At 53.5% G+C, this 23,670-nt stretch carries 20 protein-coding genes; 16 read left to right on the forward strand and 4 right to left on the reverse strand.

What is annotated here, in order from left to right:
• The 3 genes from DKW72_RS00005 to DKW72_RS00015 all read left to right on the forward strand — a co-directional run.
• Positions 1–300: hypothetical protein (locus DKW72_RS00005; protein WP_232522255.1), on the forward strand; the 300-nt coding region annotated here is incomplete at its 5' end.
• A gap of 93 nt (positions 301–393) precedes the next feature.
• Positions 394–879, forward strand: coding sequence for a hypothetical protein (locus tag DKW72_RS00010; RefSeq protein WP_111640278.1), 486 nt, complete (start codon positions 394–396; stop codon positions 877–879).
• Between the two features lie 91 nt (positions 880–970).
• Positions 971–1,870: a hypothetical protein gene (locus DKW72_RS00015; protein WP_157960336.1), complete on the forward strand. Its 900-nt coding sequence runs from the start codon at positions 971–973 to the stop codon at positions 1,868–1,870.
• 36 nt (positions 1,871–1,906) lie between these two features.
• Here the strand turns inward: DKW72_RS00015 and DKW72_RS00020 are convergent, their stop codons facing one another.
• Positions 1,907–2,860 carry an IS30 family transposase gene (locus DKW72_RS00020; RefSeq protein WP_111640280.1) on the reverse strand — a complete coding sequence of 318 codons (954 nt, stop codon included), beginning with the start codon at positions 2,858–2,860 and terminating at the stop codon, positions 1,907–1,909.
• 251 nt (positions 2,861–3,111) lie between these two features.
• Between DKW72_RS00020 and DKW72_RS00025 the strand changes: the two genes are divergently transcribed.
• From DKW72_RS00025 to DKW72_RS00035, 3 genes are all read left to right on the forward strand, one after another.
• Positions 3,112–3,816 (forward strand): hypothetical protein, encoded by a 705-nt coding sequence (locus DKW72_RS00025; RefSeq protein ID WP_157960337.1) that lies wholly within the window; start codon positions 3,112–3,114, stop codon positions 3,814–3,816.
• Positions 3,817–4,215: 399 nt separating this feature from the next.
• Entirely contained in the window at positions 4,216–4,827 is a 612-nt protein-coding gene (locus DKW72_RS00030) for a hypothetical protein (RefSeq protein WP_111640282.1), read from the forward strand.
• Between the two features lie 85 nt (positions 4,828–4,912).
• Positions 4,913–5,404, forward strand: a complete 492-nt coding sequence (locus tag DKW72_RS00035) for a DUF3592 domain-containing protein (protein WP_111640283.1) — start codon at positions 4,913–4,915, stop codon at positions 5,402–5,404.
• A 51-nt stretch (positions 5,405–5,455) separates the two neighbouring features.
• Here the strand turns inward: DKW72_RS00035 and DKW72_RS00040 are convergent, their stop codons facing one another.
• Both DKW72_RS00040 and DKW72_RS16280 read right to left on the reverse strand, forming a co-directional pair.
• Positions 5,456–6,706 (reverse strand): immunoglobulin domain-containing protein, encoded by a 1,251-nt coding sequence (locus DKW72_RS00040; RefSeq protein ID WP_157960338.1) that lies wholly within the window; start codon positions 6,704–6,706, stop codon positions 5,456–5,458.
• Positions 6,707–6,878: 172 nt separating this feature from the next.
• Complete coding sequence (locus tag DKW72_RS16280) at positions 6,879–7,943, reverse strand: putative glycoside hydrolase (protein WP_157960339.1); 1,065 nt, start codon at positions 7,941–7,943, stop codon at positions 6,879–6,881.
• On the opposite strand from DKW72_RS16280, the gene DKW72_RS16285 reads away from it, so the two are divergent.
• The 4 genes from DKW72_RS16285 (at position 7,942) to DKW72_RS00065 (ending at position 16,318) form a co-directional block, all read left to right on the forward strand.
• Positions 7,942–8,178: a hypothetical protein gene (locus DKW72_RS16285; RefSeq protein WP_157960340.1), complete on the forward strand. Its 237-nt coding sequence runs from the start codon at positions 7,942–7,944 to the stop codon at positions 8,176–8,178. The two genes, DKW72_RS16280 and DKW72_RS16285, sit on opposite strands and share 2 nt — an antisense overlap.
• Before the next feature lie 968 nt (positions 8,179–9,146).
• Positions 9,147–11,900 (forward strand): TonB-dependent receptor, encoded by a 2,754-nt coding sequence (locus tag DKW72_RS00055; protein WP_157960341.1) that lies wholly within the window; start codon positions 9,147–9,149, stop codon positions 11,898–11,900.
• Between the two features lie 135 nt (positions 11,901–12,035).
• Positions 12,036–14,624, forward strand: a complete 2,589-nt coding sequence (locus DKW72_RS00060; RefSeq protein ID WP_232522256.1) for a family 20 glycosylhydrolase — start codon at positions 12,036–12,038, stop codon at positions 14,622–14,624.
• A 125-nt stretch (positions 14,625–14,749) separates the two neighbouring features.
• Positions 14,750–16,318: a tetratricopeptide repeat-containing sulfotransferase family protein gene (locus tag DKW72_RS00065; RefSeq protein WP_111640287.1), complete on the forward strand. Its 1,569-nt coding sequence runs from the start codon at positions 14,750–14,752 to the stop codon at positions 16,316–16,318.
• Between the two features lie 8 nt (positions 16,319–16,326).
• Here DKW72_RS00065 and DKW72_RS00070 read toward each other — a convergent pair whose 3' ends face one another.
• Complete coding sequence (locus tag DKW72_RS00070) at positions 16,327–17,490, reverse strand: helix-turn-helix domain-containing protein (RefSeq protein WP_111640288.1); 1,164 nt, start codon at positions 17,488–17,490, stop codon at positions 16,327–16,329.
• Between the two features lie 457 nt (positions 17,491–17,947).
• On the opposite strand from DKW72_RS00070, the gene fucP reads away from it, so the two are divergent.
• The 6 genes from fucP to DKW72_RS00100 all read left to right on the forward strand — a co-directional run bounded on the left by fucP (position 17,948) and on the right by DKW72_RS00100 (position 23,669).
• Positions 17,948–19,231, forward strand: coding sequence for an L-fucose:H+ symporter permease (fucP, locus tag DKW72_RS00075; protein ID WP_111640289.1), 1,284 nt, complete (start codon positions 17,948–17,950; stop codon positions 19,229–19,231).
• Positions 19,228–20,070: an amidohydrolase family protein gene (locus tag DKW72_RS00080; RefSeq protein WP_111640290.1), complete on the forward strand. Its 843-nt coding sequence runs from the start codon at positions 19,228–19,230 to the stop codon at positions 20,068–20,070. Before fucP ends, DKW72_RS00080 begins: the two co-directional genes overlap by 4 nt.
• Positions 20,071–20,141: 71 nt before the next feature.
• Positions 20,142–20,942, forward strand: a complete 801-nt coding sequence (locus DKW72_RS00085; RefSeq protein ID WP_111640291.1) for an IclR family transcriptional regulator — start codon at positions 20,142–20,144, stop codon at positions 20,940–20,942.
• 126 nt (positions 20,943–21,068) lie between these two features.
• Entirely contained in the window at positions 21,069–22,088 is a 1,020-nt protein-coding gene (locus DKW72_RS00090; protein WP_111640292.1) for an aldo/keto reductase, read from the forward strand.
• Between the two features lie 19 nt (positions 22,089–22,107).
• The gene (locus DKW72_RS00095) at positions 22,108–22,449 is read left to right on the forward strand and encodes a UxaA family hydrolase (RefSeq protein ID WP_111640293.1); all 342 of its coding nucleotides are present in this window, start codon (positions 22,108–22,110) and stop codon (positions 22,447–22,449) included.
• 2 nt (positions 22,450–22,451) lie between these two features.
• Entirely contained in the window at positions 22,452–23,669 is a 1,218-nt protein-coding gene (locus tag DKW72_RS00100; protein ID WP_232522257.1) for a UxaA family hydrolase, read from the forward strand.
• Position 23,670 lies beyond the last annotated feature (1 nt).

The following is a 23,670-nucleotide window of genomic DNA, read 5'->3' on the forward strand; positions in this document are numbered from 1 at the left end:
AGTGGCCGCCTCATGTTGAGAATCCGAAATATACTGCCGGTATTGAAAAGCCAAGAAGATGCCGTCCTTGCTTCCTTTGAAATTCAGGTAGAGTCCGATAAAGGTGTGCAGCAATTCTGGGCAGAGGCTCGGAAGTGTCCGAATGCAGAGGCCCAAATAGACTGGTCAGATGATCTTAGCGATTTGCTTTCTGAATTTTGTGTGGCACGCGAGGCATACGATCATCTAAATCAGGCGGTTTTTAGTACATTCTTAGGAGAGCAAGTTGAGTATCCTATCAATCTGGCTAAAGCCACTTAACAAGGCGCTGTTGTCGCCGCTATCGCGGCTGGGACGGCTTACGCTCCGCTCCAGCCGCCCCAAAGCTTGGCGTTACGTATCAGGCTGAGTCTTATGCCCACAGTAGAAGACGTGTACTGCAAGTTTGGCTTCGTTGCAGAAGCAGCCCAACTCCTTGATACGGAGCTTGGAACGCTGCTTATCTATGAAGAGGCAGTGAGCGCTGACCTAATTGATGCACCAAATTCAGAAATCGCAAATAGTATGTATAGAAAAATCGATAGATACACACTAGGGCGATTGATTAAGAATGCAAAGAACAAAGTGGCTTCACTCGATAAACTGGAAGACTTGCTCGCCGCCGCTCTAACGGAACGAAATAGGCTATCTCACTCGTTCTATAGAGAGCACAATTTTCGGCTTGGAGCGGAAGCTGACGATGGTCGAGCCATTATGCTCGAAGATCTTGATCGTATGCATGAGGTTATTTTGGATGCCTATAAGGCAGCAATGCTCCTATCGGGCATTGATTTAGAAAAGCTCGATGAGGCCCCCGAGGAGTATCGGGCAATAGAAATGCTTGGGCACGTTAAAATATGACAATACGTAACAAAGCAAATCAGCATCGAACCAGCAAGCTGGTGCTGGACCTCGCTACGCTCGGCCGCTGTTTGCGACGTTAGGGCACAACATGATTGTATACCTTGACCAGAATAAATGGATTGAATTAGCTAGAATTGCTAATGGTTTAGACACAACAGTTCGTGACAAAAATATTCTAGGTGAGTTTTTGGCGGCTTCGAAGTCGAAATGTATATTTCCATTAGCGTCAACTCATTTTATTGAGTTTTCGAGAATCGGAGATGTAGGGCGACGAAAGCGCCTAGGTGAGTTAATGTGGAAAATTTCGAAAGATAAAACATTTGCACCGTATCAGAGTATTGTTGAAAGAGAAATTGAGGTCGCTCTTAGAAAGTTAGGAATTGATATAACACCAAGGCCGGAACAACTTATCGGTGAGGGGGTTGAGTTTGCATTTGGAGTCGAATTTCAGTCTGAATTACTAAAAATATTCAAAGCATTAGTGAATAAATCAATTTTAACGGGTTCGGAAATGTTCGATATTGATCCCGTAGGATCAGTTAATCTGGATTCCCATCGAAATAACTTTTTTAACCATCTTTCTCAAATTAACGAAAAGAAATATCAGCTCGATAAATCAAAATGGGACGATTGGTTACATGCAATATCTATGGTCGATATAATAGACCCACTGAATCGAGTGTTTCAAAAGCATTCTTTAAGTGTTTCAATAATGGAAAAGTTTAGTAAGGAGCAACATAAAGAATTTTTGATGTCAATGCCGACTCGAAAGCTGGATATACATTTGCATCGCCAGGTGCTTAAAAATGAGCAATATAAGCCAAAGAAGAGTGATCTAGAGGATTGGGGAGGGATAGGCGTTGCTAGCTGCTATTGTGATGTTGTCGTATGTGAGAAGCATTTCGCAAGCCTGCTAAACAGAGACGGATACATACCAAAAGCACGAATTGTTACAAAGCTAGATCATGTATTCAAAAATTTTGCCTAAAGCCTTAGTGTCAACTTTGAACCGCGACAGAAGTAGCTAAGCATAGTACAGCTCCGAAGGTGAATGATATTGATGGCGCTTTCGTGGCCGAGAGTTCAACTCATTGGCAATATGATCGCATTGCTGTTGAGTCAAGTTCTCCATGGAGGTGCCTTTAGGTATATATTGGCGAATCAGTCCATTGGCATTTTCGTTACTTCCCCTTTCCCATGAGTGGTAGGGGTTCGCAAAGTAGAACTTGACCGCGCTGTGCGCCTCAATGTTCTTGTACTGATGAAACTCGGTGCCGTTGTCGGCAGTGATTGTCTTGAAAAGCAAGGGATCTCGACTGATCAACCGCTTTGTCTTTTTATTTAAGGAGCGAGTAGATCGATCTTGAAGCTTCCCAATCATGAGGAATCCGGTTTTACGCTCTACTAAGGTGACAATACAGTCGGTTGACCCTTTACCCATGACGGTGTCGATTTCCCAGTGGCCCTTGTAGCGACGAGCTTCAACTGTTTTAGGCCGCTCCGTAATGTGACGCTTGTCAGCCAGCCGACCCCTGCTGTCGTAGGCTTTGTAGCGTTTGCGACGAATTTTGGGAGATTGACGAAGATGTGTCCAAAGGTTACCGCCGTTGGCTTTATCGCGCCAGATATACAGGTAGATTGTTTCATGGGAGAAGCAAGGCTGCTTCAAGCGACGAAGATAGCCCGTAATCTGCTCGGGACTGTACTTCTTCCTAAGTAGCTTTCGAACCACTTTGAAGTCGTCGTCAGAGTAGTGACTGTTTCGCCTTGAACGTCGCCTCCTGGCGACTGTGCGGCGCTGAGCCTTACTGGGTCGGTAGGCCCCGTCAATGTGAAAGCAGCGGTTGCGATCCAGCTCTCGATATAGAGTGCTTCGGTGCCGCCCCATTTTCTCAGCAATCTTTTGCATGGATAGGCCTTGTAATTTCAGTGTGGAAAGGACTACCCTTTCCTCTGAGGTAAGCTGTTGGTATCTCATAGGCTTTTTCAACTTCTTGGCGGGAGTGAAAAAAGACTGATACTACAGCTTGCCTCTCTTATTTTGTAGGTTGTCGCACTTAGTATATGAATTCGGGAGCCCTAACAAACGGCTCCACGCAGACGCCCAAACCTACGCGCTTTTTGTGGGTTTCGCTGAGCTACACTTTACCACAAAAATCTCTCCGGTTTGGGCGCTGGTGAGCCGGGCGTTGTGAGAGCAACACACCGGTGAATCATGAGGCGTGATGGATGAAAAGGAAAACTGGAAATTGCCAATTGTGTGGCGAGGAAGCAGAGCTCACTAAGGATCATTTGCCTCAAAAAGGATTATATCCTTCATCAATTAGGTCGAGTCTAGGAAATCTAAATACCGTTTGGGCCTGTGCGCCGTGTAACAACTCTCAGAATCTTATCGATGAAGTTGTAAAAGTAATTGTTGGTCCTATGGCTACTGCCCCCTGGAAAAGCGAGATTGAGAAGAGCGTGTCTCGCACGCTAGAAAATAATCACAAACTAAAGAAGATGTTCGACGAACATACCCGCTTTGAGGTGATCGATACAGCGCAAGGGCGCCGGGAAGCTGGCATCTTCAAGTTGCCTCCAGATAAAGCGAAGCAGTTTGTGGCGGGAGTAGCCAGAATCGCTAAAGGGCTTTTCTTTCAACAGTATGGCGTTCCGCTGGTGGAAAAATATGAAATCAGCCTATTTCATCCTCAAGCAACTGATGAGCTACAGTCTGAGCTGGAAACAGCCATGATGAAAGGGCCATGGAAGTCGGTTAACGACGGCACAATACATTACTGTTTTTCTCGCCTTCCTTCATACGGCATGGTTTGCGTCATAAACTTATTCGAAAATGTGGAACTGTGTTTCTCGATACTCGAAAAAGGGTGGCGAGAGAAATATGGTATATCAAATGCTCTCCTTGAGGAGTATGGGCCATATGGAATTTGAATCTATCCCATATCATAACAAGGCCATCCACAGCGACGGCTTTTTCGTTGCGGCTTCGCCTTCACTACAAAGCCGCGCGTGCTGGCGTCGTTATGCACACGAGCCGGCAACGTGAGAGTTATATATGGAAAAGGATTGGCGACTCCAAGGTCAGGATAAATACCTAGCGCGCAAGGAGTTTACCCTCCAGTCTTACCGGAGATACAGTGCTAACTGGGATCATGATCATTGCAGCTTTTGTTGGGTCAAGTTCTCAGAAACGGGCGCGTCGAACGAAACCGAGGCAGAAGGTTATACGTGTGATGACGGCTATCATTGGGTCTGCAAGCAGTGTTTTGATGACTTCAAGGTAGAATTCGAATTTGTGCTTGCGAAGAATGGCGCATAACGGATAAGGATATGTTGCGAAAATCTGAACCAAAAGACGCCGAAGCCATTAGACAGGTTCAAGTCTCTGCGTGCCCCGCTGATGCAAGTAACGCTTGGCTGTTGATGTCACTGTTGGTGGTTATCTTCTTCCTCTATCAGCTAATTTTGATGTACACAGTTGTAACGACAAGCTGTACGTTGTTGGAAGATTTTTGGTTGGCGCCCGACCAGTTAAGGATTAACCCCTTCACCGCATTCGTGCTTGTCTTTTCCCTATTCGGAATCTGGGCGTTGGTAGAGGTGGTGGTTGCACATATTGGTGGCTATTCCGATAGATGGATCTGTACATTCATATGCTCTGTTTCACTTGTCTGTGTTCTGGCAACCCTGGCGACACTCAGGATGCAGTGGGAATACTACGAGGTGCAGTGGGGTGTGCGAAGTTTTCAGAACTTCACCTTTGAATTGATGGAGATGCCTGAAATAATATATGTTGATCCTTGGCGTGAGTTTTTGACCGAAAAGATGTGCGATGACCCTGAGTTGCACCGTAGGCTGAGATCTGAGGAGACGTGGATTGAACTGGAGAAGGAGTTTCTGGACGGAGGCGGGACGTTTGAGTACATTGAAATTGGTGGTTGACGGCGAGCGGAGTTTCAGTGCTGAACTCGGCGTTCTTACTTTTAAATCTGCGCATGCGCACGAACTTGGATGATGGTTGGAGCCCATGTTTAAGATTATTCTTCAAATCGGTCTACCTTTGCTTTTGGCCATCACGGGTCTGCTTCAGACGATTGTCTATCTAGGCTTGAGGAGAAAGTCTGAACGTTGGCCAAAAGTCGCGGCCGTGATTACCTTCTCCAAGCTCCTGAATCACATGGATCTCGATAACAGGAATGTTCTGGAAGCTATGATCCATTACAAGTACACCTTTCTAGGCAAGGAGTACGAAGGGAAGACTCCTGCACTTAGGGGTTATGACATGTTTCCTTCGTATGATTACGAGAGCAAGCTGGTGAAGAAGTATCGGCCAGGGGATACCGTGAATGCGGTGGTCTGTCCGCGTGCTCCGGAGCTCTGTTATTTGGAGGTTGCGCCCTTGAGCAAAGTCTCCACTGTTATGGCGCCTCTGTTCTTCATTCTCGGTGTGGCGCTGTTTCTTGCCTATTTTTGGGGTGTATGGGACATCCTTTATGACATGTACTTTTGGCGTATCTGAAATCCTGGCTAGCCATCCGTGGCTCGCTTATCGATAGTCAGGGCCGTTGAACTAGCCGCCGCAATCGCTATCCACGACCAATCTTGCCTCTTCAGAGGCGAAACTCGCCGGGTTGTCGGCGTCAGTGCTGATTACCCTGGCATAGTAGCCACCGGCATCGCTGCTATCGATATCGGACACGGTTAACGTGGCGGTATCAGTGCCGGACCACTTGTCTTCGTTGCTTAGGGTGTTTCCATCCTTCATCCAATAGTAACGAGGTGCAGAGGAGTAGCTGGCGACACTAAAGCTCACCGTGTCGCCCATACAAGCAACCTGGTCTGTCGGATGCGATGTGATGTGGTTGGGTGCATCCACGTTGACATCCAGAAACTTGTCATAGATAAACCAGACCGAACCCATAAGATCAAGACTTTCCTTCCACTCAGCATCCAGCGCGTGGTAGCCCGTCGCCCAGGTGCGGAACGCCTGTTCATTGGGGTGCGTTTCCAGCCAATCGCCCATAAAGGGTAAATCGTTGGTATTTTCTGGTCCCTCGTTGGAAAAAATGGGCGCTATACGGACATCGCTGTTCGCGCCAGCCAGGTACTCCAAGCGTTCAAGACCGTAGTTGATGATATTGACATCCGTTTGGCGGTAAAAATGCACCAGGATGCGATCAGCCGCATGTGCGAGCTGGACGGCCTCTTGCTCGGTGACCCAGCCGATATAGATTTCTGTTTCCAGATCGTGTTCGAGGGCCGCTGTTTCAAATGTTTCTAGCATATCGAGTGTACGATCGAAGGCACTGGCACGATTGGGCTGGTTCCAGAACTCATATTCGACATTTAACACATCAATTCTTTCGCCATGGCTTCGGGCGTTATTGTAAGCCACAACAACGTCAGCTTCTGCCGCACTACCCAGTGCCGCGCCCACTTGATGAACGCCGTAATCGGATTTTGCTCGGGCTATCAATGAGGCTAGTTGATCGGCTTCGACAGAGGTTGCGGAAAGTCTGTTCAGATCGTACATGATCAGATAGTTGAATCCATTGTCCCGGATGAAATCCAGAAAGATTTGCTCTTTATCAGCGTTTCCCAGCAACCCATCAACCCGGCGGAGCCCCGGGAACACGTAAAGTCCAGACACGGCGGGGATAATGCTATTCGCGTCGGAGGAGCTGGATGAACTCGAAGATGAGCTGGATGAAGTGAATGAGGAGCTTGAAGAGCTTGCATCTGTCTGCTCATTGTCACCGGATGATCCACCGCAGGAAATAAGTGAAGTCGTCACGATTAGATACAATAAAATCGTTTTCATAGTGAACCTCGCTATCACGTCAACGGCCCCGCGAAGAATCACGCTCGAAGGGCTGAATGTTGCCTGTTGCGGCTGTGATATCTGTAGCGGAATGGCTGTTTAGTGAAAGAATCTCAAAAAAAACCGCCCGATCAGGGCGGTTTCGGATTTCTTCAAATCGCAGGATGTAGGTTTATTCGGCCAGTTCCCAACGGATGTTGTCGAGCTGGAAGACCACACCACCTTGTGTTCCAGCAGCCGGCCAAAGGCTAAAGGGAACGTCCACTGCGGTCATATCCAGTATTCCTAATTCTGAGATCGCAATGGTTTTGGTTTCCCACGCACCGTCTGTCGCCACCGTCAGGTCATGGTCTGCGCCAGGGTTCTCGCCACCGCCTTCCGCTTTCATCACAAACGCGCCGGTATTGGAGCCGGCATTGACAACTTTGATATCGAAGACAACATGTCCGTCAGCAAATGCACTCAGATCTTTTGGGGTGCTTGAGCGGATATACATGGTGGAGTTCCAGTTGCCGTCCGGACCAAACTCAATTTGAAGGACATCGTTGTCGGCATCGTCGGAATCTGCCACGACGCTGAAACTATGCTCGCCGCTTTCAGGGGAGTTGTAGAACAGCACGCCGTCATCCCACGTGGGATCGACTGCGTCCTCAAATATATAGAGGTTGTCAGTGAGCGCTTCGTTAGACGGTACCGGATCGACACTGCATTCCGCCTCTTCTGGGCAGGTAATACGGATATCGTTCAATTGCACATGCGCCATGCCAGCAGAGGCCTGTATCACAAAGGGGTTGATAACCTCATCGAAATTCACTTCATTGGCGCCATTTGGCTGCAAGTCAGCAAGTGGAATGGAAATGGAGGTCCACTGACCGGTTTCCGGCAGCTCAAGTGGGAGCATGCTCGCGTTTGGCCAGCCACTGTCCATCCTGATCAGCAGTTCGGTGGCCTCTTCAACCACTAGAACTCTCAACTCGAACTCGAGTGCACCAGATTCGGCCATATTGGTGAACTTGATGCCGTTTTCCACGCCGTCGTATTCACTCATATCACCGGTCGTTAGGTAGGCATTGCTGGGGGCGTGAAGCTGAATATCCCATACTGTGTCTTCACCATCATTGATATCTAGTGGCTCGTGCACGAAGCTGCCGCCAATCTCAGCCGAGGCTTCAGCGACAAGGATATTCTCGACACCGTCCGCGAGTAGGAGCGTAGCGGCGCTATTGTCATACAACATGAACACGCTCTCGCCACTCTCTGAGGAGGAGCTGCTCGAACTCTCATCCGAACTCTCGCTCGAACTGAAGCTTGAACTCTCATCCGAGCTTTCGCTCGAACTCGAACTCTCATTGGAGCTTTCACTCGAGCTCGAAGAACCGATGTTGTTGTCATCGCTTGCCGAGTCACTGCCACACCCCATGAGCACCATGCTCGGGGCGAGAATTAGACTTAGTAGAAACTTGCCAGAATGATTCATTTTTAGATGTCTCCAGAGCCCTACCGGACGTTGTGAAGGTATGTGCCATACCACTATTAACAGTACCGTCCGGGCTCTCCCGCATTGGGTTACCCGGTCAGCGTGAATTCATGCTGGCACCGGATCGGAAACGGGTCGACTCACTTTAGCCGAATGCTCAAAGTGGCTCGGGTCATTTTTCGCACTAAACTGATCACAACCTATAACTCTTTGATTTATTAGATATATTGTAGGGATGTCGCGGAGGACTACGCTCTTTCCACGAGAGAAGCTAAGCTAAGGAGCGTTGATCACCGACAAGTGCAGTATGTTTGACACCGCACTGACGTCAGTCCGAGCTCCGGCCTATCGTAGGGAACATATCCGCACACTCGTGGCCAGTCTGGCTGGGGATGCGCCGATGCGACTGAAGTTGGCATCGGCCTGTGACGAGTCGCTCTGCCATTCACTGTCAATGGTGGCTTTCCTGCCGCGCTTTTCGTCTTCGCTTTAGCTGATTGATAAGGCCCCAATCTCCGAATTCCCGCCCGTAGCAACAGAGATACAAAGGAAAGTCGCCTGCTTTGGAGATAATATACGGGGCAGAAAAAGCCATTTTAATCAATAGGTTAGCTGAGGTTCACTTTTGTGGTTCAAACTGAATCGACTCATTTTCGGGTATTCGGGAAAGTGAGTCGATGCCGCTCGGGTGAGGGTGTAACTCTAGTAGCTGAAAGCCGTGGCCCTAACTGAAAACGAGCAGCTGTTTGCCTGGGGTTCGACCAGTTCAGCGGTTTTGGGGCGCTGGTCCGTCCGAGTCGGGCGGCCGACACAGGTCGAGAACTTTTTTGTATCGAAAGCGCCAGGTCAACAGTAAGCTGCTTACCAAGAAGCCCACACAGGACTAAATAGATGTTTACCAAAACAAAGTTATCCCTCGCGATATGTACCGCCGTCACCTCACCGCTGATTGCGGGAGCTGCAATGGCGCAGAACGGTGATGACCCGGTCGCGCTGGAAGAAGTGGTTGTCACCGGTTATAGAGCCAGTCTCGACCGCAGTCTGGACCGGAAAAGGCAGTCCGACTTGATTTCTGACAGCATCACGGCCGAAGACTTCGGTAAGTTTCCCGACAATAACATTGCCGACTCCCTACAACGGGTTCCCGGCGTGGCCATCGACCGAGCGGGGGGTGAAGGCCGTTTCGTGAGCATTCGGGGCTTGGGGCCGGACTTCTCCTCGGTTCTGATCAACGGCCGCTCCGCGGCTACCGAGAATGAAGAGCGGGCATTCAGCTTCGACACCCTGGCCTCAGAGCTGGTGAGTGCGGTGGATGTGTTCAAAACCAGCAATGCCGGGCTGAAAGAAGGTGGTCTGGGTGGTACCGTTAACATCATTACCGCGCGCCCGTTCGACTATGAAGGGCTGCACCTGGTGGGTAACGTCCGTGGCATGTACGAAGAGAACAGCGGTGATGTCAGTCCTCAGGGGTCAATCCTGATGAGCAATACCTTTGATGATGGCCGGTTCGGGCTACTGGCCTCATTGACCTACCAGGAACGCTCCACCGAGAAGCGCACGGTCGACAATGAGCACATCCTGAATACCAATGTCGAACCTTTCCTGACGTTTACCGACCCCTCCCAGGGTTGGGCGGGCGGCTACGCCTACTCGGGTGACGGCCTGGAGGAAGACACCTGGCGGATTCAGGCGCTGTGGCGAGGTATTACCACCGAAACCAGAAAGCGTGTCGGCGGCAACCTTGTGGGCCAGTTCCAGGCTACTGACAACCTGGTGTTTACCGCCGATGTGATTCACTCCAGATATGATACTTCCACCGAGCGGCACTGGACCGGTTCCTACCTCTGGGCTCCGACGCTGTCTGACGTGAACGAGATTGATGAGAATAACTTCTATGAAGTGATCAGCCACGGCTATGAAGAAGGCTACGATATCACTGGCTATGGTCACGCGCTGACCACGACTGAGAGACCGACCGAAACGACCGTTGGCGGGTTGAACGCTGTTTGGGATATTTCCCATGAGCTGACCATGACGGCAGATCTGTCCCAATCCTCGGCGCTGTTGGATAACCGTGGCCGCGATCGCATGTATATTCTGGAAATGCTCAACAAACCGGGTTACATCGTGACCTCCAAGGGCGGAATTCCCTCGGTGGACTACGAGGATGAGAGTGGCATTATACCCGAGATGGGTAGCGCCAATCTGGATGATCTCCGCGGGCGTCAAACGTCCAATGACGGCATTTACAACAAGGCCGAAAACCGGGAAGCAAAGCTGGACTTCTCCTGGGTGCCGATGAATGATTGGATCACCCAGCTGGATTTCGGTGCTAATTTTACCTCAGCCGAAAAGACCACGGAGTATTGGCAGACGCCCGCCGAAATTCGCCGTATGTACCACAGCTTTGGTCGAAATACACCCATTGATCACGACAGCATCATAACCGGCGTATCACGGCCCGGTGATGTGTTTGGCGGCTTGAATGGCGATGTTTATCTGATTGATCCGGTCGCTTACCGACAGTGGATGACCGACAATGTTGACAACCGGGATCAGGCAGAAACTGCCGGTGGCATTGCCTCCAGAGAGGCATTCGAAGCCAACAATAACAGCTTTGATGCGGTCAGATCGAACGACTCTTACAACATTCAGGAAGACGTGTTGTCGTTCTACGTCAACGGAAGTAAAGACACCTACCTGTTTGATAGACCGTTAAACGTTTCGGCCGGTGTGCGCTATACCGAAACCGAAGTGACTTCTTCCGGTACCTCGCAGGTTCTGGTTGCGCTGACGCCCGAAGCTCAGGAACCGGGCGAGCCTCCGATGCCTAACTTGATACAGCATTTCGCCGAAGAGGCGGGCTCGCTGGTTGCACTGGATAATCGTTACGACAATTGGTTGCCTTCCATCAGCGCCAAGCTGGATGTTACCAATGACTTTATTATTCGAGCCTCGGCAAGCAAAACCCTGACACGTCCCACGCTTTCTGGTTTGGCGCCGTCGATGCATTATGTTACTACCACGCGGACCACCCGAACCGCTTACGGTAGCAACCCGAACTTGCTGCCTTTTACCTCGAATAATTTAGACCTGTCGTTCGAGTACTACTACGGCCAGTCCAATCTTATGGCTTTGTCACTGTTCAAAAAAGACATCAGCAATTTCATTGTCTCCAGAGGTGAAACCGAAATATTCCCGAATATTGAGGTGGATGATCCTGAGTGGCAGGAATTCTTTGTGACTCGTCCTCAGAACAGTGAGTCCGCTGTTATTGAAGGTGCTGAACTGAACCTTATCCACATGTTCGATAATGGTTTTGGTGTGTCGGGTAACTACACCTTTGTCGACAGCAACGCTGTGCTCCAGTCCGGTGATGTTACCAGTACCTTTGCGCTTCCGGGAATCAGCGATACCGGGAACTTAAGTGTCTTTTATGGCAATGACGGCTTCCAGTTCCGCGTTTCCTACAATCACCGAACTCCCTTCATGGGGCGGATCTTTAATGGCCCAAGCAACGAGCCGGTGAACTACAACTCCTACGGAGCCGTGGATATCAGCACCAGTTATGATATCGGTGATCGGTTCACCATTTTCCTGGACGGCAGCAACATTACTGGGGAAACCGTCAATCGCTACGGTCGACAGAAGAACCAGTTTATCGGCTATGAAGATACTGGGGCGCTATACACGTTTGGTATTCGCGCCAGCCTATAAGCCGCCATCGGTTAAGAGCAGAAATCCCCTTGCCCAACGTATGTTGGGCTTTTTTCGGGCGCTTTTTTGCGGCTTACATTACTTCGCCCCTTCGTTTGTAGAGATCTGACGTGGGTGCAGATACAGGAAATTACAATGAACACAATCCGTTGTCAGATTATGGTAGCGATTGGCTTGATGCTTGCCAGCTTTTCCGGCCTGGCTTCAAGCCCCTCGCTCTCGCAGTCAGAGCTGGATGATTTTGCGCAGGGCGCGGAGCTTCGGTTCGGCGTGGAGAGCAACTTTCTTCCTCAGGGTGAGGCATTCGAAACCCGTTTAAGTATCATTAACCAATCGCAAACCGCGTTGCCGGAAGGGGAGTCTGACTGGCGTATCTATGTGCACTTTGTGCGCAGAATACTCTCCCGGGATCTTCCGGGAATAACCATTTCGCATTTGCAGGGGGACCTGTATGAACTGGCGCCTACCGATGAATTTCCCGGTATAGAGAAAGGTGAAACCTTTGCGCTTACCTTTACGGCTCGCGGACATATGGTCAGCTACAGTGAGATGATGCCCCGGGCCTTTATTGCCCAAGAGGGCGCAGCCGCCAGAGTGTTTGAGAACACCGATACCGAAGACCAGACACTTTTTGTCGACGCTTTTAGCAGCGAGGAGCAGACGCTTCGTTTCCCTTCGGACCAGTTTGCGGTGCAAACGGCCCAAACCCGGTTCAGTAGTAACCAAAAGCTCGCCGCGTCAAACATGGACGCCGGCTCAGCGTCCCGGGTTGTGCCCAAACCGATGAACATGAGCTACCGCCGTGGCATAACGACGCTCGATGGGAACTGGGCGATTCGTCATGCCGGAGGTCTTGCCAACGAGGGTGGCTATCTTCAGTCTCAGCTGAAACGCTACCATGGCTTGGCGCTAGATGCTGAGCCGGATCATATTGAGTCCTCCGGAAGAACCATCCATATCCAGATTGATTCCGCGTTGGAGCAGCCGGAATCCTACCAATTCAGCATTGAGGCCCGGTCTATCCGTATCGTGGGAGCGGACGCTGCTGGTGCGTATTATGGCATCCAGACCTTGTTGGGTCTTTTGCCGGCAGAGCAAGCCGAGAGCTATGACCTGCGTAGAATGGAGGTTGCCGATGCGCCTCGGTTCTCATGGCGGGGCATGCACTACGACATGGCGCGCAACTTTCACGGCAAAGAGGTGACGCTGCGCCTGATTGAGCAGATGGGTCGTTACAAACTCAACAAATTGCACCTCCACCTCACAGACGACGAAGGCTGGCGCATTGAGATCCCGGGCCTTCCCGAGTTAACCGACGTGGGGGGCTTTCGTTGCTTCTCAAGAACCGAAGATGAGTGCTTGCTTACTCAACTGGGTAGCGGTCCTCATAGAAGCGGTTCGGGCAACGGCTATTACAGCCGGTCTGACTTTATCGAAATTTTGCAGTTTGCGGCGCTACACCATGTAGAAGTGGTGCCCGAAATTGATATGCCCGGCCACTCGCGCGCGGCGATCAAAGCCATGGAAGCTCGCTATCGCAGTTTGAAGGACAGTGGCGATACCGCAGCGGCGGAGCAATTCCTGCTCACCGACCCCAATGATACCTCGGAGTATCTGACGGTACAGAGCTACAGCGACAACTCCATCGATGTCTGTCTGCCGTCTACCTATGCGTTCGTAGAAAAAGTGGTCTATGAACTCCAGGCCATGTACCGCGACGCCGGATCAACCCTGAGCACGTTCCATATGGGTGGCGACGAGGTGGGTAAGGGCTCCTGGGCAGGTTCGCCCGCCTGCCAGGCATTGATCGATACGCCGGACAATGGCGTAGCGGGCACGGCGGACCTTAAACCCTACTTTGTCAGTCGGGTAGCGGACATTACACGCGCACGCGGTCTGGCGATGGTCGCCTGGGAAGACGGGTTGATGTATGACCCGAGAAACCCCTTCAACAGGCGCGAATTTGCCAATGAGCGGATTATGGCTAACGCCTGGGACACCATTTGGGAATCCGGTCTCGCCGATCGGGCTCATCGGCTCGCGAACGCCGGTTATGAAGTCATTCTTTCTCCGGCGACGCATTTGTATTTTGATCATCCGCACGAAGCCAATCCGCATGAACGGGGCTATTACTGGGCTGCCCGTTACACGGACGTGGCCAAGGTCTTTGGTTTCCTGCCCGATGACCTCTACGCCAATGCGAACAAGGCGTTCAACGGAACGAGAATTGACAACCTGGAGGCCATGGTCGGGCGGCCGCTGCCGGAGCTGAATGCCCGTGAGAACATTCAGGGCATTCAGGGGCAGGTTTGGACCGAGACGATCCGCACGCCGGAGCAGCTGGAGCAGATGGTCTACCCGCGGTTACTGGCATTGGCGGAACGCGCGTGGTTCAAAGCTGATTGGGAGTCGGGCTCGAGCACCGAGGCGCGCCATGCCGATTGGGTTGAGTTCGCCTCGACACTGGCCACCAAAGAGCTGCCGAAGTTGGCAGGTATGGGGGTCGACTTTTACCTCCCGCCTCCCGGTGGCGTGATTGAAGATGGCACACTGAAGGCCAATACCTCGATGCCGGGTCTGGTCATCGAGTACAGCCTGGATGAGGGCTCGAGCTGGCGAGAGTATGAGGGCACCATTCGCCTGAATTCGCCCGAGCAAGGAGCCGAGGTGCTGCTGCGTAGCCGAGTCGGCGACCAGATGAGCCGCTCCACTCGCGTTCAGTGAAGACTTCTCGGCTTCGGTAGCGTCAATGCCCTTGGCGTTGGGTGGCAACCAGTTCTGGGCTGGTTGCCCGGCGGGAATTTTGATAGCCTTTTCTGAGTCAGTGAAAGTCACAACAGGTAAAGTCGATGTCTGAGCGCATAGCCGTGCTGTATCAAGAGTCAACCCAGGCCATGGCGGCGGGGAACCATGAAGCCGCGTACAACGGTTTGACGCAGTTGCTGAGTCTTGATGCCGGGCAGAGCTACGCCTACTTTCTATTGGCGCGCATCGCCCATGACTTTCGAAACTACGATCAGGAAATCAAAATGCTGACCAGCGCCTTGCGCCTGGAGCCAGAGAACGTTGAGTACGGCGTGTTCCTGGCGCGGGCCTATGCGCTTAAGGGTGACTTCTCGAATGCTCTGACGCTGGCCCAACGCCTGGAAACCATGAGCCCCCACAATGCGTCGACCTACGATACTCTGGGTGTGGTTTACAACCGGTTGGGTATGTATCGGGAGGCGTCGGTCTTTTTTGAGAAAGCCACCACGCTGGAGCAGAACAATCCGGCGGTCTATTTCAACCTCGGCTCCACCCTGAAATTTTGCGGCGACTTTGAGAAAGCCCGAGAGGCTTACGAAAAAGCCATCGCGCTCAAGCCCGATTACGCCAAGGCCCACGCGGCTCTGACCAGCTTGGGGGGCGTTACTCAGGCGGACAACCATGTCGCTCGCTTGCAGTCCTTGATCGCTCAGGCTGACCGCGTCGATGAGGTGCTGCACCTGTCCCATGCGTTGTCCAAGGAGCTTGAGGCTCTGGGACAGTTTGATGAATCTTTTTCCGCTCTGAGAGAAGGCAAACGGTCCAAACGGGCGCAGCTGGGGTATCACTTCGAGCAGGATCAAGCCATGTTCTCGGCTCTGCAAACCCAGTTTGCGCAAGGGTTGGGCCGCGCGCGTGGCTATAGCGCGAGGGGCCCGGTGTTTGTGGTCGGGATGCCTCGCTCGGGCACCACGCTGGTAGAGCGGATCATCTCCAATCATACTCGGGTGGCCACGGCGGGTGAATTGCCTAATGTTGGGCTGTTGATCAAACAGCTGCTGGGCAGTCGAGTGGAATCCTTGCTTGACCCGTCGCTCATCGCGGCGGCCACTCAGCTTGATGTCCACGCGTTGGGCCGGGCCTATGTCGATAGTACTCGCCACCTACAAGGGGATCGGGAGTTGTTGGTGGACAAGTTGCCCCTGAACGTTCTGAACGCCGGCTTTATAGCCCAGGCGCTACCCAAAGCCAAAATCGTCTGCCTGGATCGCGACCCCCTCGATACTTTGGTCAGCAACTTTCGACAGCTGTTCAGCTTTCACGATTTGACCTATGGGTATTCTCTCGATTTGGAGGACTGCGCCCGCTACTGTGTTGGATTCAAAGAACTGGTGCGTTTGTGGGAAGGGGTTATACCCGAGAACTTTTACCGCGTGGACTATGAGCAGTTGGTCGCCAACCCTGAAGTCGAATCCCGGGCATTGATGGAATTTCTGGAACTGGACTGGCAGCCGGAATGCGTGCGAATAGAGCACAATACCAACCCGGTGGCGACCGCCAGTTCTGTTCAGGTCAGGCGGCCCATTTCTCAGTCATCGGTAGGGCAGTGGCAGCGCTACGATGCCCATCTTGGCCCCGCAAAAACGATTCTGGCCGAGGCGGGATTGCTCTAGTCAGGGGTTTATAAGGGGGGTGTGTTCTTGTCCCCCGCAATAAGCACTTGTTGATGCTCGTCAGGCAGAGTCCTGAATTCGGTGGGAGACATGCCGGTCAGGCGCTTGAAGAAGCGTTGAAATGACGATTTACTGTTAAAGCCCGCCTCGAGCAAAATATCCATAATGGTCAGCTGTTGATGCGCTTTACTGGCGAGCAGACGCTTGGCTTCTTCCACCCGATAATAATTGATGAACTCAAAGAAGTTTGTGCCAAACGATTTGTTAATGGCGTAAGACACCTCTCTCGGGCCCAGGCCGACGTGTCCCGCAAACTGCTCAATATTGAGTGCATGATTGAGGTAGAGCTTCTCACTTTCTATGCCCTGATAAATCTTGGCGATAATAGTGTCCAACGGCTTCTCTTCCGCTGGCTTGGTGTCGGTTTCTTCGTGAGCGGGTACCAGCTTCTGGGCGTGGGAAATGCTGTAGTAGAACAATGCCATCAGCAGAATGAAGCTGAAATAGTTGTCCGTGATTCCCAGAGGAAGGCGGTACAAGTAGCCTAGAATGCTTACAGCGATGGTCCAGACGCCCGTCACTACAAAGCCGATGGTCAAAAAATACAGCCAGTTCATGGCGACGTGGTCCCAGTCCGACTGCTGCTGCTTCAAGCGCTGATGATAACGAAAGGCTCTGACCGTGGCTGCGATAAAGTAAGCCAGTGGCACAATCTTGATCGCGTACCAAACAAAGTCAACCGCAATGAGCAGGTTTCGGTCCATTGCGAAAGTGCTCATGCGCATATCGTCAGTATCGATCTGAAATGCGGCAATGACTGAGAGCACGACGGGGATCGGTAGTAGGCAGGTGGCATGCGAGGGTCGAAGTTTGAACCCGTTCTCGGTAATGCTGCGAACGTAAAGGTTGAGTGCCGGCCCTTTGATCAGCAAGGCCGTGGCATAAAAGTAGGGGATCGCGGCCAGTACCGTCGGCGACAGGTCGATGTACTCATTCCAGATAAGCATGACCCCGGTATTGCTCAGGCAGAGGCTGATGAAGAACACCGCCAGCATCGCTTTGGTCACTTTGGTGTTGCCCGGGATGATGGGCTGGAATAGCGCCAGTGCCAGACTAAAGACAATGGTCAGTATCAGTACGATATCATTCAGATTGAAAATCGGGGTGGTCATTACTATCAGCCGAGCTTCTAACTGTGGATGAAGCTTAGTATCCTAAACCGTGGAAAGCGCACTTCCCGATTTCCCGCCCGTTGATGGTGCTAAGTAGTCTGGCCAGCTAGGAGAGGGGGCCTGGCCTCAGTGCGATCTTTATGAATATACCAGTAGTTGCCATCCGGAGTCCAGCCAGGCATAAAGGCGGCTTTTCCACCCCTCGCCTGGTAGGCAGACCTTCTCGTTCATCGATCAAAACCGCAGCGATATACCGCTCATCTGGATGTATGATTGCCTGGGCGTAACGCTTGGCGCCTACTGTACTTGGAGAAAGCGAAAAGCGAACAAGCGTCTCCGGGCGGAGGCGGAACCTGGTTTACATATAAACTGGATTTTACATGTAAACCCAAGCTGTGGTATACAGAGACGAATAATAAATGGGGCACTTGCTGTGCCCGAAAATCTGTGAGGCTTTATGACCACTACGACGTCTTCAAAAGCGCTGACGCTCTGGCTGCCCCTGTTTTTGATTGTCAGCCTGTTTTTTATGTGGGGCGTCGCCAATAATCTCAACGATATCCTGATTCCCCAGTTCCGGCGAGCCTTTGACCTGACCGACTTTGCCTCGGGGCTGGTGCAATCGGCGTTTTACATGGGTTATTTCCTGCTGGCAATTCCGGCCGCCCTCGCCATGAAGCGCTTTGGCTACAAGGCGGCGGTGATTGTGGGGCTGCTGCTCTACGGTACGGGCGCCTTTCTGTTCTACCCCGCTGCGATGGCCGAGCAGTATGTGTATTTTTTGCTGGCGCTGTTTGTGATTGCCAGCGGTCTCGCCTTTCTGGAAACCTCCGCCAACCCGCTGATTGTGGCGATGGGCAGCCCCGAGACCGCCGAACGGCGCCTCAATTTTGCCCAGTCTTTCAACTCCTTTGGCGCCATCTCCGGTGTGCTGATTGGGCGAGAGTTCATTCTCTCGGGGGAGGAACATGTGCCCGAGCAGTTCGCCCTGATGACGGAGGTGGAGCAGGCTGCGTATTACACGGCCGAGGTGCAGGCGGTGATGGGGCCCTATCTGGCCATTGCGGTGATTGTGCTGTTCTGGACCCTGGCAGTGTTTCTGGTGAAATTTCCCGCCGTGGCCAGTGGCCATGAGGATACCGAGCACAGTTTTCGTCTGGCGGACTTCAAGGTATTGATGAAGCGGCGCTATTACATGTTTGCCGTGATCGCCCAGTTTGTCTACGTGGGTGCCCAGGTGTGTATCTGGAGCTATATGATCCGTTATGGCCAGAGTGCATTGCCGGCGGGCACCCCCGACAGGGATCTGGCCAACTACCTGTTCTGGTCTCTGGTGGCCTTTATGGTGGGGCGCTTTATTGCCACGGCGTTGATGAGCAAAGTCGAGCCGGCGCGCCTGATGCTGGTATACGCCCTCGCTAACGTGGGCTTGTGTTTGGTGGCGGTGGCCCTGCCCAACATGGTCGGGATGCTGGCCCTGGTGTCGACCAGCTTCTTTATGTCGCTGATGTTCCCGACGATTTTTGCGCTGGGGATCAAGGGCCTGGGGCCGTTGGCCAAGTCCGGCTCGGCGTTTTTGATTATGGCCATTATTGGCGGTGCGGTCGTGACCGCCATGATGGGGCTGGTGTCGGATCTCAGCCGTATCAATATTGCGGTGCTGGTGCCTATGGTGTGCTTTGTGGTGATAGCCTTTTTCGCCCGCGCCAGCCTGCGCTCTCGCCGCACGGGGAGCGTATGAGCGTGGCCATTCTCGACGCCCATCAGCATTGTTGGCAGTTGGGCAAGCACGCCTGCCAGTGGCCCACGCCGGAGCTTGAGGCCATCTATCGGGATTTTATGCCGGCCGATTTTTTGGCCGAGGCTGAGGGCTCTGCCGTTACCGGCTCAATCCTGGTGCAGTCTCAGCCGGCGCTTGAGGACACCCATTTTCTGCTGGATCTGGCTCGACAGCATCGGCATATTCTGGGGGTTGTGGGTTGGGTCGATTTATCGGCTGAAAGCGCAGTTGCCGACATTGCGCGATTGGCCCGGGACCCAAAACTGGTGGGGCTGCGGCCCATGTTGCAGGGCCTGGATGCGGACGACTGGATACTGACCGCCGCTCGGCCCGAGGCATTGGCGACCATGGCCGAGCACGGGCTGGTGCTGGATGCGTTGGTGTACAGCCGCCATCTGCCGTTTATCCACACGCTGGCGGCTCGGCAGCCGGACCTGCGTATTGTACTGGATCACGCCGCCAAGCCGGATATTGCCCGCCGCGAAGGTGAAAGCTGGGAGCGGCCACTGGCGGAGCTTGCCGCTTGCCCCAATGTGTACTGCAAGCTCTCGGGGCTGGCGACCGAAATGTCTCCCGATCAACCCTGGGAGTCAATGCTGCCGTATATCCGTCACCTGCTGGGGGCTTTTGGGCCGGAGCGGGTGCTGTGGGGGAGTGACTGGCCGGTGCTGAATCTGGCGGGAGACTACAGCCGCTGGTTGTCTTACTGTTGGCAGGCGGTGGAAGAGATCTGCCCACTGCAGGTCGCGGATGTATTCTGTCATGCAGCCGAGCGGGCGTACCGGGTGGTCAATCATTGACCTTCGCCATGGTTTGTTTTCACAGGTAAAATGGCGCCACTGAGACATCGAATGAATATGAGTAATTGGGTATGAATGAAACCGTCAAGAAGGCCGAGGGCGAAGAGGATACGCGTAAATACAAGGCGCCCGCTCTGGAAAAGGGACTGGATATCCTGGAGTTGCTGGCCGAGGCGCGCGAGCCACTGACCACCTCCCAGATTGCCAGTCGCCTCGGGCGCTCGGTAAGCGAGTTGTTTCGCATGGTACTGGCGCTGGAGTACCGGGGCTATATCGAGCCCGTTGAGGACGAGCGCGACGGTTATACCCTGAGCAACAAGCTGTTTACTCTGGGTATGTCTCGCGGACCCACCAAGACCATGCTGGAGATTGCCCTGCCGGTGATGTCGGCGTTGACCCAACGTATCGGTCAGTCCTGCCATCTGGTGGTGGCCTCGGGCGATCAGATTGTTGTGATCGCGCGGATGGAGAGCCCCGGCGATGTGGGGTTTTCAGTCCGCATAGGCCATAGAAAACCCATCATTGCCTCCGCCTCGGGGCTGAATCTGTTTGCCCACCGGGATGCGGGGCAGCGCCAGCTTATGCTGGATAAGCTGCGCGCCTCGGGGGTGAGTGAAGCTGATATCGAGGACTTTGTCGCACGCGCAGAAGAGGTTGAGCACCGCGGGTATGTGCAGAAGCCCAGCGACTTTACTCAGGGCGTGACGGACCTGTCGGTTCCCATCATCGGTGCCAATGGCGCGCTGGCCACACTCACGGTGCCCTTTGTCAGCCACCATCTTCACGGCTGCTCGATGGAGGAGGCATTGGAACACCTGCTCGCGGCAACACGCAAAATATCCGCCGAACTGAGCGTTCAGAGTACCCATTGAGTGGTGTCGAATCCTGCTGATCCTTGCCCGCCTCTGGCGGGCATTTTTTTGAAGGCTTGACGCGCTCCTGAATTTGGTTTTTACTACTAATTATATTTTTAATTATAAAATGATTGTGACAGTGTTATGCCCTTAGACACACCGCCGAGTCATCCGCTGCTTGCGCGCCTGCCCGCACTCGGGTTTGGGGCGGCGCCCGTGGGGAATCTTTACCGTGCCCTGAGCGATGGGGAGGCCACCGCCGCGATTGAAGCCGCCGTGGCAGCGGGCATTACCTATTTTGATACAGCCCCGCACTACGGCTTTGGTCTCAGTGAGCAGCGTCTCGGTGCGGCGCTGGGTGATGGCCCGGTGATTGTCTCCTCCAAGGTGGGGCGGCGTCTTGAGCCCATCGGTGCCCACGAGCGGGCGGCGCTGCGTTTTGGTTTTGCCGACGCCCCCGACTTAACCCCCGTGTTTGATTACAGCTACGACGGGGTGATGCGCTCCCATGAGGAGAGCCGGGCCCGCCTCGGGCGGCGCATTAACATTCTCTATACGCACGACCTGGGTGAGTTGACCCACGCCGGTGACCATGAATTCTACTGGCAGCAGTTTTGCGAGGGCGGTTATCGCGCGCTGCTGGAACTCAAGCGCACGGGCGCCATCGACGCCATTGGCCTTGGTGTGAACGAAACCGCCGTGTGCGAACGCGCCCTCAATGAGCTGCAGTTGGATGTGTTGCTGTTGGCGGGTCGCTATACCTTGCTGGAGCAGGGCGCCTGTCATCGGTTGTTGCCACACTGCCAGCGTGCCGGCGTGTCTGTGGTGGTGGGCGGCCCTTACAACTCAGGTATTCTGGCCCGCGGCGTCAAGGGCGATGGTCCCTTTTACTATGACTACGAACCTGCCCCTGCGGCTGTGATTGATCGTGTGCGCGCCATTGAAACCGTGTGCGACAGCTTTAGTGTGCCCCTGCCAGCGGCGGCGTTACAGTTTCCGTTGGCGCACCCGGCGGTGGTGTCGGTCATTGCTGGTTTCGCCAGCGCCGACGAGTTGGCGCACGCCAGACGGTGGTTGCAGACACCTATTCCCTCTGCATTTTGGCAGGCGCTGCAAGAGCAGGGCTTAATTGAAACCATCGCACCCTTACCGGTGCGACTCTGATAATGATAAACAGCCGCTTATGTCAAACACCGGTGAAAAAACGGCCGCGACGCGCTCACTGATTTTGCTGCACCCCGAGGACAATGTGCTGGTCGCGGTAGCTTCGTTGTCAGCCGGCGCGGAGGTCACTATTGACGGTGAACCTTGTGTCATCGCGCAGGGTATTGCGGTGGGCCATAAGCTGGCTCGGCAGCCGATAAGCGCGGGCGAGAAAATCATCAAATACGGCGCGCCCATCGGATCGCTCACAGCGGCCGCGCACAAGGGCGAATGGGTGCACAGTCACAATATGCAAAGCGATTACCTGCCGAGCCACGTGCGCAACAAAGGCAGCGCTCATCACAGCGAACAGGAGCGATAACCGTGTCGGAACCAGCCTCTGCACTTAAAGGTTACCCGCGTAGCGATGGCCGCAAGGGGATTCGCAATGTCGTGGTAGTGGCCTATCTGGTGGAATGTGCTCACCACGTCAGCCGCCGCATTGTGAATCATTTTGACGATCTGGATGTTCATCTGATTGGCTTCCCCGGTTGCTACCCGAACGACTATGCCAGCGACATGATGCGCGCGGTGTGTACACACCCCAACGTCGGCGCGGTGTTGCTGGTATCGCTCGGCTGCGAGAGTATGGACCGGGACAGCCTGCTGGCCGTGGTTGCGGACAGTGGCCGCCCGGCGGAGTTGTTGGTCATCCAGCAGACCGGCGGCACCGCGGCCACCATCGCTGCGGGTATCCAGAAAGTCGGCGCCATGAAGACGGTGCTGGATAAGCAGCAACCGGTGGCGATGGCGCTGGAGGAGTTGGTTGTGGGCACCATCTGTGGCGGCAGCGACGGCACCAGTGGCATTACTGCCAACCCGGCGGTGGGCCGCTGCTTTGATCGGTTGGTGGCCGCGAATGTCGCCTGCATGTTTGAAGAAACCGGCGAGCTGATCGGCTGTGAAAATATCATGGCCGAGCGTGCGGTAACGCCGGAACTGGGCGAATTGATTCAGGCGTGCGTGGCCAAGGCCGAAAATTACTACCGGATCATGGGTTTTGGCAGTTTTGCACCGGGCAATGCCGATGGCGGTCTGACCACGCTCGAAGAAAAATCCATGGGGGCTTATTCCAAATCCGGCGCGTCGCCGATCAGCGGCCTGATAAAACCCGGCGATGTGCCGCCCCGCGGTGGCTTGTATCTGCTGGATGTGGTGCCCGATGGCGAGCCGCGTTTTGGCTTTCCCAATATTTCTGACAATGCCGAGATTGTGGAGATGATTGCCTCCGGTTGCCATGTGGTGCTGTTTACCACCGGGCGTGGCTCGGTGGTAGGTTCAGCGGTTTCGCCAGTGATAAAAGTCTGCGCCAACCCGGAAACCTATCAGCGTTTGAGTGACGATATGGATGTCAACGCGGGGAGAATTCTCACCGGTGAGGCAACCCTCGACGAGGTGGGCGATGAAATTTATGCTCAGGTGCTGGCCGTGGCCTCAGGTGCGCGCAGCGTGTCAGAAAACCTGGGCCACCAGGAATTCGTTCTTACTTATAAATCGTTCGAGCCGATAGGGCCCGGCTGTTTACCTGTGAGGCAAGCGTGAT

Source organism: Marinimicrobium alkaliphilum, from assembly GCF_003259155.1.
In the GTDB taxonomy this organism is placed as follows: domain Bacteria; phylum Pseudomonadota; class Gammaproteobacteria; order Pseudomonadales; family Cellvibrionaceae; genus Marinimicrobium_A; species Marinimicrobium_A alkaliphilum.

Excerpts from the sequence above, each read along its gene's own strand:
- DKW72_RS00010 (WP_111640278.1), top strand. The coding sequence starts at position 394 with ATGCCCACAGTAGAAGACGTGTACTGCAAGTTTGGCTTCGTTGCAGAA.
- DKW72_RS00015 (WP_157960336.1), top strand. The coding sequence starts at position 971 with ATGATTGTATACCTTGACCAGAATAAATGGATTGAATTAGCTAGAATT.
- DKW72_RS00020 (WP_111640280.1), bottom strand. The coding sequence starts at position 2,860 with ATGAGATACCAACAGCTTACCTCAGAGGAAAGGGTAGTCCTTTCCACA.
- DKW72_RS00025 (WP_157960337.1), top strand. The coding sequence starts at position 3,112 with ATGAAAAGGAAAACTGGAAATTGCCAATTGTGTGGCGAGGAAGCAGAG.
- DKW72_RS00030 (WP_111640282.1), top strand. The coding sequence starts at position 4,216 with ATGTTGCGAAAATCTGAACCAAAAGACGCCGAAGCCATTAGACAGGTT.
- DKW72_RS00035 (WP_111640283.1), top strand. The coding sequence starts at position 4,913 with ATGTTTAAGATTATTCTTCAAATCGGTCTACCTTTGCTTTTGGCCATC.
- DKW72_RS00040 (WP_157960338.1), bottom strand. The coding sequence starts at position 6,706 with ATGAAAACGATTTTATTGTATCTAATCGTGACGACTTCACTTATTTCC.
- DKW72_RS16285 (WP_157960340.1), top strand. The coding sequence starts at position 7,942 with ATGAACACGCTCTCGCCACTCTCTGAGGAGGAGCTGCTCGAACTCTCA.
- DKW72_RS16280 (WP_157960339.1), bottom strand. The coding sequence starts at position 7,943 with ATGTTGTATGACAATAGCGCCGCTACGCTCCTACTCGCGGACGGTGTC.
- DKW72_RS00055 (WP_157960341.1), top strand. The coding sequence starts at position 9,147 with ATGGCGCAGAACGGTGATGACCCGGTCGCGCTGGAAGAAGTGGTTGTC.
- DKW72_RS00060 (WP_232522256.1), top strand. The coding sequence starts at position 12,036 with ATGAACACAATCCGTTGTCAGATTATGGTAGCGATTGGCTTGATGCTT.
- DKW72_RS00065 (WP_111640287.1), top strand. The coding sequence starts at position 14,750 with ATGTCTGAGCGCATAGCCGTGCTGTATCAAGAGTCAACCCAGGCCATG.
- DKW72_RS00070 (WP_111640288.1), bottom strand. The coding sequence starts at position 17,490 with ATGACCACCCCGATTTTCAATCTGAATGATATCGTACTGATACTGACC.
- fucP (WP_111640289.1), top strand. The coding sequence starts at position 17,948 with ATGACCACTACGACGTCTTCAAAAGCGCTGACGCTCTGGCTGCCCCTG.
- DKW72_RS00080 (WP_111640290.1), top strand. The coding sequence starts at position 19,228 with ATGAGCGTGGCCATTCTCGACGCCCATCAGCATTGTTGGCAGTTGGGC.
- DKW72_RS00085 (WP_111640291.1), top strand. The coding sequence starts at position 20,142 with ATGAATGAAACCGTCAAGAAGGCCGAGGGCGAAGAGGATACGCGTAAA.
- DKW72_RS00090 (WP_111640292.1), top strand. The coding sequence starts at position 21,069 with ATGCCCTTAGACACACCGCCGAGTCATCCGCTGCTTGCGCGCCTGCCC.
- DKW72_RS00095 (WP_111640293.1), top strand. The coding sequence starts at position 22,108 with ATGTCAAACACCGGTGAAAAAACGGCCGCGACGCGCTCACTGATTTTG.